At 54.7% G+C, this 13,293-nt stretch carries 13 protein-coding genes; 5 read left to right on the top strand and 8 right to left on the bottom strand.

Annotated elements, in window-relative coordinates; genetic code table 11:
- The 5 genes from argG to ABWP27_RS09505 all read right to left on the bottom strand — a co-directional run.
- A partial coding sequence (gene argG, locus ABWP27_RS09525) for an argininosuccinate synthase (RefSeq protein ID WP_353155977.1) occupies positions 1-1,262 on the bottom strand: 1,262 nt, incomplete at its 3' end.
- 81 nt (positions 1,263-1,343) lie between these two features.
- On the bottom strand, positions 1,344-2,258 hold the full coding sequence (gene argF / locus ABWP27_RS09520) for an ornithine carbamoyltransferase (protein WP_353155976.1): 915 nt from the start codon (positions 2,256-2,258) through the stop codon (positions 1,344-1,346).
- A gap of 140 nt (positions 2,259-2,398) precedes the next feature.
- Positions 2,399-3,295, bottom strand: a complete 897-nt coding sequence (rsgA, locus tag ABWP27_RS09515) for a ribosome small subunit-dependent GTPase A (protein WP_353155975.1) — start codon at positions 3,293-3,295, stop codon at positions 2,399-2,401.
- Positions 3,295-3,648, bottom strand: coding sequence for a 4a-hydroxytetrahydrobiopterin dehydratase (locus ABWP27_RS09510; RefSeq protein ID WP_353155973.1), 354 nt, complete (start codon positions 3,646-3,648; stop codon positions 3,295-3,297). The genes rsgA and ABWP27_RS09510 overlap by 1 nt, the downstream gene beginning before the upstream one ends.
- Before the next feature lie 11 nt (positions 3,649-3,659).
- Positions 3,660-4,916, bottom strand: a complete 1,257-nt coding sequence (locus tag ABWP27_RS09505) for a M48 family metallopeptidase (protein ID WP_353155971.1) — start codon at positions 4,914-4,916, stop codon at positions 3,660-3,662.
- Between the two features lie 50 nt (positions 4,917-4,966).
- On the opposite strand from ABWP27_RS09505, the gene orn reads away from it, so the two are divergent.
- Positions 4,967-5,563 carry an oligoribonuclease gene (orn, locus tag ABWP27_RS09500; RefSeq protein ID WP_353155969.1) on the top strand — a complete coding sequence of 199 codons (597 nt, stop codon included), beginning with the start codon at positions 4,967-4,969 and terminating at the stop codon, positions 5,561-5,563.
- Between the two features lie 118 nt (positions 5,564-5,681).
- Here the strand turns inward: orn and ABWP27_RS09495 are convergent, their stop codons facing one another.
- On the bottom strand, positions 5,682-6,380 hold the full coding sequence (locus ABWP27_RS09495; RefSeq protein WP_353155967.1) for a UPF0149 family protein: 699 nt from the start codon (positions 6,378-6,380) through the stop codon (positions 5,682-5,684).
- 151 nt (positions 6,381-6,531) lie between these two features.
- Here ABWP27_RS09495 and ABWP27_RS09490 point away from each other — a divergent pair, with 151 nt between their 5' ends.
- The 4 genes from ABWP27_RS09490 to ABWP27_RS09475 all read left to right on the top strand — a co-directional run bounded on the left by ABWP27_RS09490 (position 6,532) and on the right by ABWP27_RS09475 (position 11,099).
- Positions 6,532-7,524, top strand: coding sequence for a serine/threonine protein kinase (locus ABWP27_RS09490; RefSeq protein ID WP_353155966.1), 993 nt, complete (start codon positions 6,532-6,534; stop codon positions 7,522-7,524).
- A 190-nt stretch (positions 7,525-7,714) separates the two neighbouring features.
- Positions 7,715-8,023: a TFIIB-type zinc ribbon-containing protein gene (locus ABWP27_RS09485; protein WP_353155964.1), complete on the top strand. Its 309-nt coding sequence runs from the start codon at positions 7,715-7,717 to the stop codon at positions 8,021-8,023.
- 594 nt (positions 8,024-8,617) lie between these two features.
- Positions 8,618-9,781: an ACT domain-containing protein gene (locus ABWP27_RS09480; RefSeq protein ID WP_353155962.1), complete on the top strand. Its 1,164-nt coding sequence runs from the start codon at positions 8,618-8,620 to the stop codon at positions 9,779-9,781.
- A 190-nt stretch (positions 9,782-9,971) separates the two neighbouring features.
- Positions 9,972-11,099, top strand: a complete 1,128-nt coding sequence (locus ABWP27_RS09475) for an aminotransferase class V-fold PLP-dependent enzyme (protein WP_353155961.1) — start codon at positions 9,972-9,974, stop codon at positions 11,097-11,099.
- A 108-nt stretch (positions 11,100-11,207) separates the two neighbouring features.
- On the opposite strand, the gene ABWP27_RS09470 is transcribed toward ABWP27_RS09475, so the two are convergent.
- Both ABWP27_RS09470 and ABWP27_RS09465 read right to left on the bottom strand, forming a co-directional pair.
- Complete coding sequence (locus ABWP27_RS09470; protein ID WP_353155960.1) at positions 11,208-11,546, bottom strand: hypothetical protein; 339 nt, start codon at positions 11,544-11,546, stop codon at positions 11,208-11,210.
- An 80-nt stretch (positions 11,547-11,626) separates the two neighbouring features.
- Positions 11,627-13,186, bottom strand: a complete 1,560-nt coding sequence (locus tag ABWP27_RS09465; protein WP_353155958.1) for a response regulator — start codon at positions 13,184-13,186, stop codon at positions 11,627-11,629.
- Positions 13,187-13,293: the final 107 nt, after the last annotated feature.

Here is a 13,293-nt window from a genome sequence, read left to right as displayed (position 1 = left end):
GCCAGCTTGTGACGTGTGTCCGTGATGTCCAGATTGCGCATCGTCAATTGACCGATACGGTCGGCTGGCGAGAATGGTGCATCTTCCACTTTTTCCATCGACAGGCGTTCTGGCGCGTAGGTCAGGTTGGCCGACACGGTATTGAGGATGGAATAATCGTTGCCGCGACGCAGTTCGATCGTGACTTCGCCTGTGATCGCGCGTGCAACCCAGCGTTGTGCCGCTTCGCGCAACATGATGGCTTGCGGATCGAACCAGCGACCCTGGTACAACAGGCGACCCAGCTTGCGGCCGCTTTCACGGTATTGCTCGATGGTGTCTTCGTTGTGTATGCCGGTGACTAGGCGTTCGTAAGCGATGAACAACAGCGCCAGACCTGGTGCTTCGTAGATGCCACGGCTCTTCGCTTCGATGATGCGGTTTTCGATTTGATCGCTCATGCCGAGGCCGTGACGACCGCCGATGCGATTGGCTTCCAGCATCAGTTCGACCATATCGGAATAGACGACGCCATTCAATGCGACTGGCCGGCCTTCTTCGAAGCGTACGGTAACTGTTTCGCGTTTGACTTCGACGTCGTCGCGCCAGAATGCGACACCCATGATAGGTTGGACGATCTGCATGCCGCTGCTCAGCTCTTCCAGATCTTTCGCTTCATGCGTAGCGCCAAGGATGTTGGAGTCGGTCGAGTAGGCTTTTTCTACCGACATCTTGTAGTCGAAGCCGGACTTGATCAGGAATTCCGACATTTCCTTGCGGCCGCCGAGTTCGTTGATGAAGGTGTCGTCCAGCCAGGGTTTGTAGATGCGCAGCGCTGGATTCATCAACAAGCCGTAGCGATAGAAACGCTCGATGTCATTGCCTTTGAATGTGCTGCCGTCGCCCCAGATATCGACGTTGTCTTCTTTCATCGCGGCGACCAGCATGGTGCCGGTGACTGCGCGGCCGAGTGGCGTGGTGTTGAAGTAAGTCACGCCGGCGGTCGAGATGTGGAATGCGCCGCTTTGCAGCGCTGCGATACCTTCAGCAACCAACTGTTCGCGGCAATCGATCAGGCGCGCCAGTTCAGCACCGTATGCCTTGGCTTTCTCCGGAATCGCGTTGTAGTCGGTTTCGTCAGGCTGGCCCAGATTGGCGGTGTATGCGTATGGGATCGCGCCTTTTTGACGCATCCAGTGCAAGGCCGCACTGGTGTCGAGGCCGCCGGAAAAGGCGATGCCTACTTTTTGATTGACTGGAACGGATTGGAGAATATTCGACATGGTGTTTGCTTCGCTTGCTTGGAATGTGATTGTGGGTCAGTTGGAACTGAGCGGATGAATTAGCTGAGTCAACTGAGTTGATTAACTGAGTTTGCCGAGAACCAGGTATTCGAGCAGCGCTTTCTGCGCGTGCAGGCGATTTTCCGCTTCGTCCCAGACGACCGATTGCGGTCCGTCAATGACTTCGGCAGAAACTTCTTCGCCTCGATGTGCCGGCAGGCAGTGCATGAATAATGCGTCCGGTTGTGCGCGCTTCATTTTTGCCGCATCGACGATCCAGCCGTCGAATGCTTGCAGGCGAGCAGCGTTTTCTTCTTCAAAGCCCATGCTGGTCCAGACATCGGTTGTTACCAGATGCGCACCGGCGCAGGCATCGGATGGCAATGCGTGCAGCGTGTAATGCGTATTGTCGGCAGCTACCAGCGTCGGATCGATCTCGTAACCCTTGGGCGTCGAAACGTTGACGTGGAAATCGAATACCTGTGCCGCCTGCAACCACGAATACAGCATATTGTTGGCGTCGCCTATCCATGCCACTGTTTTGCCCTTGATCGAACCGCGATGCTCGATGAAGGTAAAGACATCGGCCAATACCTGGCAGGGGTGATGTTCATTGGTCAGACCATTAATCACCGGCACGCGCGAATTGGCAGCAAAGCGCTCGATGATGTCCTGACCGAAGGTGCGGATCATGATGATGTCGCACATGCGGGACATGACTTGCGCCGCATCTTCCACCGGTTCGCCGCGACCGAGCTGGCTGTCGCGTGTGGCCAGATGGATGGCAGCGCCGCCGAGCTGGTGCATGCCGGCTTCAAACGACAGGCGGGTGCGGGTAGAGTTCTTTTCAAACACCATGACCAGCGTGCGGTCGACCAGCGGATGGTGGGGTTCGTAATTCTTGAATTTGCGTTTGATGATGCGAGTGCGTTCGATCACGTACTCGAATTCATTCAGCGTCAAATCGGAAAATTGCAGAAAGTGTTTGATTGCCATAATTGAAAACGGCGGCTAGGTTGGCGCCTGCCGCCGATTGTTGTAACTGCTTCAATTATAAGGGATTTCCATCTAAAAGCCAGCGATAAGGCTGCAGGCGTCCCTTGGAACGCATCTCACGGATATTTGTGAAATGCGTTCTAGTACAGCTTTTGTGATGATTCATGCAATAACTGCAAATACAGCGCGTGCCGCATGGACGCAATATCACCTGCTGCGACTGCGGTACGGATTGCACACTCCGGCTCACTGGAATGATGGCAATTATAAAATTTGCATTTCCCCAGATAGGCTTCAAATTCCGGAAATGCGCGCTCCAGCATGCCTTCGGTCAAATGGTAAAGGCCAAATTCCTGGAAACCCGGCGAGTCGATGATCATCGTTTGATCGTCGATTGCATACAGCCGCGTGAAGGTCGTGGTGTGCTTGCCGGTATCGAGCGCGGCGGAAATTTCACGTACTGCAATGTCGGCATCCGGCACGATCAGATTGATGATGGACGACTTGCCCATGCCGGATTGACCGATCAGGATGGTCGATTGCCCGGTCAGCAAAGGCAGCAGTGCCGCGACGGTGGCTTCCGGTTGTGTGGTTGCCGACACTTCATGCACCGGATAACCGAGCGCACCATAGAAGGCCACGCGCTTGCGGGTTTTTTCCAGCGATGCGACGACGTCGATTTTATTCAGAATGATGTGCACGGCAACGCCGGCAGCTTCTGCTGCGACCAGCGAACGCGATACCAGATCATCGGAAAATCCAGGTTCAGTCGCCACCACGATGAATAATTGCGTGACGTTGGCAGCCAGCAGCTTGGATTTGTACTGGTCCGAGCGATACAGCAGGGTCTTGCGCTCGGTGATGGCTTCAATCACGCCCTGATTGGCGGAAGTCAGTTGCAGATCGACGATATCGCCGACGGCCACGTCACTTTTCTTGCCGCGCGTGACACATTGCAGTTTTGCGGTATCGGTTTGCACCAGATAGTGACGGCCGTGCGCGGCAATCACGCTGCCTTGTATTTTCTGTGCTGCCATCAGGAAAGCGTGCCGTATTCAAAAATGGCATCCAGTTTCGCTGCACAGATGAAATCATTGTCGGATAAACCGCCTTTGCCCTCATTGACCGAATGCGTGTTGTAGCTGACCACGCAGTGTTTGTAGGTAATCACCAGTTCGGGATGATGATCTTCGGCATGGATCACATAAGCGATGGCGTTCACGAAGGCCAGCGTCGCGTAGTAATTCTTGAACGCATATTCGCGGACTATTTTCCCATCCTGCAGCCGCCATTCGGCGACTGCCTGCAAACGCTGCGCGATTTCTTCTGCATTCAGTGCCCTGGTCTGCGGCTGGCACTTCTGTTGGCGCAAATCGGCAGCGTTGTTCATGGCGTACTCGTTCAAGCGGAGAGCAGTTTGTTGATGCGTACGCTGGCCGGCGGATGCGAATCGTAAAACGCCGAATGCAATGGATCGGGCGTCAGCGTCGATGCATTGTCTTCATACAGTTTGACCAGTGCAGACACCAGATCCTGCGAATTCGTGTGTTGCGCGGCAAAGGCATCGGCTTCAAATTCATGCTTGCGCGAACTGAGCGAAGTCAGTGGTGAAAACAGGAAGGAGAATACCGGCAATACCAGCGCAAACAGGATCAGCGCCATTGCGTCGTTGCTGGCGCCCATCATCGGTTCCACGCCCAGGCCGGTAAAGAACCATGCCTGCGTTTTCAGGTAGCCGAGCAAAGCCAGCAAGGCCAGCGAGGCGGCAAACATCACGCAGATACGCTTGACGATGTGCTTGAGTTTGAAGTGACCGAGTTCATGCGCCAGTACGGCTTCAATTTCCTGCGGTGCCAGGCGTTCCAGCAAGGTGTCGAAAAAAACGATGCGTTTGGCGGCGCCAAAGCCGGAAAAATACGCGTTGCCGTGCGAGCTGCGGCGCGAACCATCCATCACGAACAAGCCGCTGGAGGCAAAGCCGATGCGCTGCATCAGGTTTTCAATCCGTGTGCGCAAATTGTCGTCTTCCAGCGGTTTAAACTTGTTGAACATAGGCGCAATGAAGAGCGGCACCAGCACCAGCATCAGGAGCTGGAAGGAACACCAGACTATCCATGCATACAGCCACCACAGGTCGCCGGATTTTTCCATCAGGATCAATGTGACCCATACCAGACTGAGGCCGAGCGCCAGCGACAGCACAGTGCTTTTGAACAGATCGGCAAAAAACAGCGCAGGCGACATGCGATTGAAACCGAAGCGCGCTTCCAGCACAAACTGGCGGAAATAATCGAAGGGCAATTCAATCAGACCCGAGATCAATGCGAATGCCAGCACCAGCGCCAGTTGATAGCGCCAGCCATCGCCGAAGATATCCAGCGAAGCGTTTGCCAGCCATTGCAGGCCGCCCATCAGCGTAAAGCCGATCAACACGGCAGCATTCAGCAGCACGATGAAGAGTGCAAATTTGGTTTTTGCAATCGAGTAGTCAGCGGCTTTTTGATGTGCCTGCAACGAAATCTGACCGGCAAATTGCACAGGCACCGTGGCGCGATTGGCCAGGATGTGGCGAATGTGGCGCGATGCAAGCCAGAAGCGCACCAGCAGGCTGATAAGCAGAAAGCTGATAAACAAAACGGTAAACGCGAGTGATGACATTCTTTTCCTGTGAGAAAATGGCGGATTAGGCTGGTCCAAGGGAAACAATTATGTCACAAGCTGCTGAAGTAACACCATCGGTAACGCCATCTACGGCGCCGGTGCGTCCGAATGAATTCAATCTGGTATGGCTGGATATGGAAATGACCGGACTCGATTGCGACAACGACCGCATCATCGAGGTTGCCGTAGTGGTAACGGATTCTGAATTGAATATCATCGGCGAAGGCCCGGTATTTGCAATCCATCAATCGGATGAAACGCTGGACAAGATGGATGCATGGAACAAGGGCACGCATGGCCGCTCCGGTTTGATCGAACGCGTCAAGGCCTCGACGGTGACTGAGGCGCAGGCGGAAGAGGAATTGATCGAATTCCTGAAGAAATACGTACCTAAAGGCAAATCGCCTATGTGCGGCAATTCGATTTGTCAGGATAGACGCTTCATGGCGCGCGGCATGCCGAAGCTGGAAGCCTTCTTCCATTACCGCAATCTGGATGTATCGACTTTAAAAGAGTTGTGCAAACGCTGGAAGCCGGAACTGGCGAGCGGCTTCAAGAAGCACCAGAAACATACTGCGCTGGCCGATATTATCGAGTCGATAGAAGAGCTGCGTTACTACCGTGAGCATTTCATCAAGGAATAGTGTACGAACAGTTTTGCTGTCGTGACGGTGGCAAGGCTGGAAATGCGGATTCCGATGGGAAACAAAAAAGGCATGTGATCATCACATGCCTTTTTTGCATTGACGCTTTGCTGAAGTCTTATTCTGCGGCTGGCTCGGCGCCGCAGCACTTCTTGAATTTCTTGCCGCTACCGCATGGGCAATCATCGTTGCGACCGATTTTCGGTTCTTCTCGTTGTACGGTTTTCACTGCCGACTTGCGGTGCGGCAGCCAGAACTTGTGGATTTCCGGAATCGCAGCTTCGATCTCGATGGTCAGCTTGTGGCATTTGACCGGATTATCGACCAGCACCAATTCTTCTTCTTCGATTTCTTCCGCACCGAGCAGATAGATAGGGCGCATCAAGGGCGCAATGTTCGAGGTGTGGATAGGTTCCCACGCTTCGGCGCGCAGACTCATGCCTAAATTGAAACCCCAGGCCCAGGCTTCGCCGTCGAGCACTGGTTTGCCTTCCCACTCGTGTTCGCAAAACAGCGGTTCGTATTCCTTGGGAGCGACTTCCAGCGTAATCGCGATTTCGTTCATGAAGCGCGCGATCAGGCCGACGATGCGTTCGTATTCCTTGTCGTTCTTGAACTTCGGCACGGCTTCGGCATTTTCGCCCCACACATGCGGCAACCATTCGGCCAGCGGTATTTCTTCCGGACCGACGACCAGCGCGGTCAGATAGCCGTGCAGGGAGTCCATTGCCATGCAGTCGTCGGCAGTGCGATCGGAAAGCAGGAATTTATCGAGTTCGTCGAATTCTTTATCGGAGAGGGGCTGGTCGAGATGCATGATGAGTTTCTTTGTTGATGTGCAGAGGCGACAGTGTATCAGTACGGTTTTGAACCAGGCGAGCAGATTGCGGAAACCATGCGATTTGTCAAATAGAAAGCTATCCATCATTCGCCGGAGAAATGGCGCTGCGGCACCGTACAATGTGCAGATGAATGAATCCACTCCCTTGTCTTTTGCCACACTCACGCCTGACTGTGTACTCGATGCGCTGGAAAGCGTCGGCCTGTACAGCGATGGCCGCCTGCTGGCGCTCAACAGTTACGAAAATCGCGTTTATCAAATCGGTATTGAAGACGGTCCGCCACTGGTTGCAAAATTTTATCGTCCGGCGCGCTGGAGCGATGCGGCGATATTGGAAGAACATGCGTTTGTCGCCAAACTGGTCGAGCGTGAAATTCCGGTTGTCCCCGCGATGACACTGGCAAATGGCAAAACGCTGCACGAATTTTCCGGTTTCCGTTTTGCCGTTTTTGCGCGGCATGGCGGCAGGGCACCGGAACTCGACGATCCGGCAACGCTGGAATGGCTGGGACGCTTTATCGGACGTATACATGGCGTAGGCGCAGTGCAGGCGTTTGAACATCGGCCCGCCTTGAATATCACGACCTTCGGTGAAGAGCCGCGCGATTATCTGCTGGCGAATAATTTCATCCCGCCGGATCTGCTCGATGCGTATCGCAGCGTGATTGCACAGGCGCTGGATGGCGTGCGCCGCTGCTTCGATCGCGCCGGCGACGTCAACATTCTGCGCCTGCATGGAGATTGTCATTGCGGAAATGTGCTGTGGACGGACGCCGGCCCACACTTCGTTGATTTTGACGATAGCCGCATGGGTCCGGCGATACAGGATTTGTGGATGCTGTTATCGGGCGAGCGGCGCGACATGGTACGACAGTTATCCGATCTGCTGGCCGGCTATGAAGACTTCGCCGACTTTGATCCGCGTGAGCTGCATTTGATCGAGGCCTTGCGCACTTTGCGCCTGATTCACTATGCAGCATGGCTGGCGCGTCGCTGGGACGATCCGGCTTTTCCGGTGGCATTCCCGTGGTTTAACACGCAGCGTTACTGGCAGGACCGGATTCTCGAATTGCGCGAGCAGGTGGCCTTGATGGATGAAGCGCCCTTGTGGACGAATTGATGATGTTTTTTTGATTGAACAGATGGCGGCTTGCGGTCCGAAGCGCTTGCATTCAAGTGTGGCTTGTTATTTTTCCTTACTCGGGGAAATGGGGTTTTCCGGATGAAGTATCTAACAACATGAACTTTCATTCATCAATGCTGCCAAAGAGGCAGCCATTTATTAATGATTGATTAAATAGGGATTTTTCATGGATTGTCCGGTTTGTCAAAACACAAAACTTTTAATGTCGGACAGGAAGGGAATTGAAATCGACTACTGTCCTGACTGTCGTGGTGTTTGGTTGGATCGTGGAGAGCTCGATAAGATAATCGACCGATCGATAGAGAATGATGCTGTACCGCCTCGCCCACAAAGCCGCACTGAAGCAAACCAGGGCCAGCCATATCAGCAGCAGGGATTTGGTCATGCTCAACAGACGCACGGCCATCCGCAACAGGGTCATTACAAGCAAAAGAAGAAGAGCGGATTTCTCGGAGAACTGTTTGACTTTGATTGAGCCTTTGCATTGCGAAATGAAGCTCATTTGAAAACCTGCTCCTGATAGTTGGACGATCAGTTCCTGTTTCCGGCAAAGACGTAGATGAATCCCGCCTCTCATTGACTGGCGGGATTTTTTACGTTTGATTGCTGTATATACGCTTCTTATCCGCTTCTGTCTCTTAGCCAGTTCCGTAAATTGCGTGATGTTTACCAGCCGGTGTTGAAGCGATGAGTGGCGGGCTAGTAGCAGGTAATTCTTGCCGATTTTTCGGTGTGAAACATACCGGTGATGACAACTTTACTGATGCTCATACCCGTTCTGCATGCCGTATCACCAGGCCCTTTCTGGTATCCTTGCGCGCAGCGTGACGCGAAATTACGACAAAATCAAAGCGTATCTTGGTCGCTCCGAAACCCGTCGCATATTCTGACAGCGCGAACCTGTAACGGCAGTCACTTGCCGGCAAGGCGGCGTTCGCGATTAATTGCATTGAGCCTCGCAAGCGTTGCTGCGCAGTGCCGATCGTGTGGCGGATTTTGCCATTGTCGGCCGGTGTCGCTAGACAGGCTGACTCGTACCGTTTGTGTATAGATAAAGGAATGGATAAAAATGAAATGTGCATTGGTAGGATCGCGCTTCTTTGGCGCCCAGGTATTTGAGACGCTCCGCAAGGAAGCAGGGATTGAATTCACCAGCGTCGTCGCTCCGACTGAAGATGATCGCCTGGCGCAAGCCGCACGGGCGGCCGGCGTTCCGCTGCACATACTTGAAAACCCGCGCTTCGTTCCGGGCGAGGCAATTGCCGAGGGCACCGATATCATCCTCGCGGCGCACACACATGCACGCGTGAGCGACGAGGCGCTGGCGCGCGCGCGCCTGGGTGGCATCGGTTATCACCCATCGTTGTTGCCCAGACATCGCGGCATTGCTGCGGTCGAATGGACTATTCTGGAAGGCGATCCGATCGCTGGCGGCTCGATATATCACCTGGCTGACGGCTGGGATGCGGGCGCCGTCGCAGCGCAGGATTGGTGTTTTGTTGAAAAAGGCGAAACCGCGCGTGAGCTGTGGGAGCGTGCGTTGGCGCCTATGGGCTTGCAACTGTTGAGCAAGGTTATTCATCACGCCGCCGAACATGGCGTGCTGCCGGCTTTCCAGCAGGACGCACGCTTCGCTACCAAGGCGCCGATGATCCGCCGCTCTGTGGTGCTGGCCGAGGAAGTGTCTGCTACTACCACCTCGCTGGTTGTCTCCATCGTGGGTGCTGACCGTCACGGCATTGTCCGTTCGCTGGCCGAACGGGCACAGCGTTACGGCGCCAACTGGGCGGCCAGTCGCATGAGCCGGCTCGCCGGGGAATTCGCCGGCATGGTGCACTTCGAGGTGCCACATGAAAATGCGGATGCGCTGGCAAATGCCTTGCGCGGACTGGAGTCCAGCGGTTTGCAGGTGGTCGTTGCCAAGAGCAATGGCGCCGAAGTATCCGATGCGATCAAGAGCGTCGAACTGGAATTGATTGGCGACGATCGGGTGGGGATCGTCAGCAGTCTGACCAAGATCCTGGCAGAACGTAATATCAGCGTCGAGAGCATACACACCGAAATCATTCGCAGCGGCGTGTCCGGCAAGCAAACGTTCAAGATCGGCGCGCACTTGCTGGTTCCGGCCAAGTTGTCCGTCGATGACTTGCGACAGGAGCTGGGTGCCTTGGCGCACGAAATGACCGTCGATATCGCCCTGGGCGAGAAGCCAAAGGCTGACGCGCCAAATTGAATGTCGGCCTGACCCGAACGACTGTCCGCTACAGGACAAGTACGGGCATGTAAAACGGACATTTCCGGCGCTTTCAGTGCCGGAAGCCCCGTTTTGGTAGAATCTATCCTTTACGGCGTTCTTTACCTTTTGTGGCCAGACCAAGTAAACCTTGGCCTGGCCGAATTTATTCATTCTTGCTGGAGCAAACGTGCCAGGTCTACTACCCAACGTCGATCCCGACGGTCTTCTCGAATATTCCGTCGTTTACACAGATCGTGCGATCAATCATATGTCCGAACGCTTCCAAGGCGTCATGAAGGATATTTCCAGAACCTTGAAACAGGTCTACAAGGCGCAATCGGCTGTTGTCATGCCCGGTAGCGGCACCTTCGGCATGGAAGCCGTGGCGCGTCAGTTCGCGACCAAGCAGCAATGCATGATTCTGCGCAATGGCTGGTTCAGCTATCGCTGGACCCAGATTCTGGATATGGGCGATATTCCTGCCGGTACCACGGTACTGAAGGCGCGTCAGCTGGAAGATGCCACGCAGGCAGCTTTTGCACCGGCTCCTATCGATGAGGTAGTTGCTGCGATCAAGGCGACCAAACCGGCTGTGGTGTTTGCGCCGCACGTGGAAACCGCTTCCGGCATCATGCTGACGGATGACTACATGCGCCAGGTTTCCGATGCCGTGCATGCGGTGGGTGGCTTGTTCGTGCTGGACTGCATCGCTTCGGGTTGCATGTGGGTTGATATGCAAGCGACCGGTGTCGACATTCTGATCAGCGCACCGCAAAAAGGCTGGAGTGCTTCGGCGGGCTGCGCCTTCGTCATGTTGAGCAAACTCGCACGCGAAAAAATTGATGCGACGCAAAGCACCAGCTTCGCTTGCGATTTGCGCAAATGGTTGCAGATCATGGAATCCTACGAGCAAGGCAACGTCGCCTATCACACCACGATGCCTACCGATGCACTCACCATCTTGCGCGATGTGATGGCAGAGACTGCTGCATACGGCTTCGACAAAGTGCGTGCCGAGCAACAGGAACTGGGTGACAAGGTGCGCGCCTTGCTGGTTGCCAAAGGATTCAAGAGCGTTGCGGCAGAAGGTTTCCAGGCACCTGGCGTTGTCGTCAGCTACACCAACGACGATGGCATACAGTCTTCCAGGAAATTTGTGGAGGCAGGTTTGCAGACTGCTGCGGGCGTGCCTTTGCAATGTGATGAACGTGCTGACTTCAAGACCTTCCGCGTCGGTTTGTTCGGCCTCGACAAACTGCATAATGTCGAGCGCACCGTAGCAAATCTGTCCAAGGCTCTGGACGCGATAATCTAAAAAACCCGCGCCTCAATGTCTGGATGATGCGTGATGATCTGGCAGATCATCACGCATGCGAAGGACAGGATTGGTCGCCAGCAACCTCCCGATCAACATCCGTCTTCGTCAGACTTTCTGCGCCTTCTTCGCCAGCGCATCCAGCGCTGCAATCACTGCATCTACTGTGGCATCGCTATTGGCAATCAGCACTGCGTGCTCGATCGCGTCATCGCGTTTTGTTTTTGCAAAATAAGCGAGCAGGTAATCGCCGTTTTCAGCGCCGGCAGTATTTCTGTCATCGTCTTTTGCCAGCCGACGCGCGTACCAGACGGCGTAGCCGTTCGACTCTTCACAACAATACACTTCCACCGAATGATGCGGGCCGAGCGGAAATTCTTCCGGATCGGTATGCCATATCGTTTTGCGCCACAGGTGATTTTTTTTTGATTCGGGGATTTGATTCATTTCGCTATGCTTTCCTGCCTGGTTCGGAATGACGGATAAGTCGGCTCGTGTTCTGCCTGATGACAATGGCCATCGTTCGTTTAATGCTTGTCGGGTGATACGGCATGGCTGATGGCGTTCAGCATGCCGTGTAATTTTGCATCGATGCGTGCATATTCGCATGCAATCGCATTGAAGTGCGACGGTACGTCGTCCAGCTCGTTGTTTTTTGCCCGGATTTCCAGTTCCCTGCACAGCGCAGCCAGTGCGCTGGCGCCTATCGATGCCGAACTGCCGCACAGTACATGCGCAAATTTTGCGATGGCAATGGCATCCTTGCCGGCGCTGACTTCCTGCAAGAGCGCCAGACGTTTCGGGCTGTCCTCCAGGAATAGCTGCGCCAGTTCGATAAAGTCTGCGCCAAACATTTGTTGCGTCGCTTCCAGCTCGTCGTCCTGCGACAGCGTGACGGCACTGCAGGCTGGCTGCGGGCGCAGCCAGCGCACCAGCATGTCGTTCAGTGCGCGCATGCGCATCGGTTTGCTGATGAAATCGTCCATGCCGATGGCGAGACAGGTATCGCGTTCATTGCGATTGGTACCGGCCGACCAGCCGATGATAATCGTGTGCGTATCAGCGTTTTCTGCCGCACGCAGCAAGGCAGTGGTTTGATAACCGTCCATTTGCGGCATCTGGCAATCCATCAGGATCAGGTCGTAATGCTGTTCGCCGGACAGTAGCAAGGCTTGCGCGCCGCTCTTTGCGGTATCGACCTTGCAGCAGAAGCGTTCCAGCATCTGTTGCGCGACTTGCAGGTTCACTGCATTGTCGTCCACCACCAGAATGCGGCAATGCGTAAAGAGCGGCAGATGTTCCAGCAGCGCATTCTCGGCACCCAGACGTACACCGGCGCAGACGAAGCGCGGCGCATCTTTTTTGACGATGCAGCCGCATAACATGTCCAGCGTATTGATCAGCATCGCTGGCGGCGCAGCTTGCGGCAGCCAGGCGGAAAAGCCGGCATGCGTCAAACGTTCTGCATCGTGTCTGTTGTGTTCGTCGCTGATCAATACGAGCAGGGTATCGCGATGCAGCGTCGCATTGCCGATGGCGGTGCCCAGCGTTTCGCCATCGATGCCGGGTATATGTTGCCCCAGTAGCGCAATGCGATAAGGGTCGCCACTGTGCGCCGCTTTTTCCAGCGCAGCCAGTGCGGCATTGGGCAGTCCGAAGCCGTCTATGCGTACATCGTGCTGTTGCAGTTCTTCTTCAATCCGGGCGCGCGCAAGCACATCGGCGCCGACCACCATCATGCGCATGCCTGCCAGCGATTTGCGCACCGTTTCATTCATGGTGGCGTGCACGAGGGAAGTATCCAGATCGAGCAATTGTCCGATATCCGACAGCAGTGTGTCGGCGCTGCTTTGCGCCAGATTGATCATTTCACATTGATCGGAGGGGAGATCGTCTTTGCGTATCATTTCCAGCGCACCGATGATGCCGTTCATTTGCGTATTGATCGTGTGCTGTACATCGTCGAGCAGCTGTACACGGATGCGGGTATCACTGACCCTGCCGTCGTAACGTTCCCGTCGCCGTGCAATGCGGTGCCGTTGCGCGGACGTAAGTATTTTGAATGTGAATGGCAAGCGTGAGGACATGACTTCCCTGAGAGGTTTTTTCGCAACATCTGAAAATGGCGTGCCATCGCTACGATTGCTGTCTGCTAGAGAGCAGTACCAGTGAAGAATATAGCAAATGCTTGTGT

The organism is Herminiimonas fonticola, from assembly GCF_040395855.1.
Taxonomy (GTDB): domain Bacteria; phylum Pseudomonadota; class Gammaproteobacteria; order Burkholderiales; family Burkholderiaceae_D; genus Oxalicibacterium; species Oxalicibacterium fonticola_A.
This window is presented reverse-complemented; position numbering and strand designations above follow the sequence as displayed.

Coding starts and splice junctions, on each gene's coding strand:
- ABWP27_RS09490 (WP_353155966.1), top strand. CDS start 6,532: ATGAATGAATCCACTCCCTTGTCTTTTGCCACACTCACGCCTGACTGT.
- rsgA (WP_353155975.1), bottom strand. CDS start 3,295: ATGGCAGCACAGAAAATACAAGGCAGCGTGATTGCCGCGCACGGCCGT.
- ABWP27_RS09495 (WP_353155967.1), bottom strand. CDS start 6,380: ATGCATCTCGACCAGCCCCTCTCCGATAAAGAATTCGACGAACTCGAT.
- ABWP27_RS09465 (WP_353155958.1), bottom strand. CDS start 13,186: ATGTCCTCACGCTTGCCATTCACATTCAAAATACTTACGTCCGCGCAA.
- ABWP27_RS09510 (WP_353155973.1), bottom strand. CDS start 3,648: ATGAACAACGCTGCCGATTTGCGCCAACAGAAGTGCCAGCCGCAGACC.
- argF (WP_353155976.1), bottom strand. CDS start 2,258: ATGGCAATCAAACACTTTCTGCAATTTTCCGATTTGACGCTGAATGAA.
- ABWP27_RS09470 (WP_353155960.1), bottom strand. CDS start 11,546: ATGAATCAAATCCCCGAATCAAAAAAAAATCACCTGTGGCGCAAAACG.
- ABWP27_RS09485 (WP_353155964.1), top strand. CDS start 7,715: ATGGATTGTCCGGTTTGTCAAAACACAAAACTTTTAATGTCGGACAGG.
- ABWP27_RS09505 (WP_353155971.1), bottom strand. CDS start 4,916: ATGTCATCACTCGCGTTTACCGTTTTGTTTATCAGCTTTCTGCTTATC.
- orn (WP_353155969.1), top strand. CDS start 4,967: ATGTCACAAGCTGCTGAAGTAACACCATCGGTAACGCCATCTACGGCG.
- ABWP27_RS09480 (WP_353155962.1), top strand. CDS start 8,618: ATGAAATGTGCATTGGTAGGATCGCGCTTCTTTGGCGCCCAGGTATTT.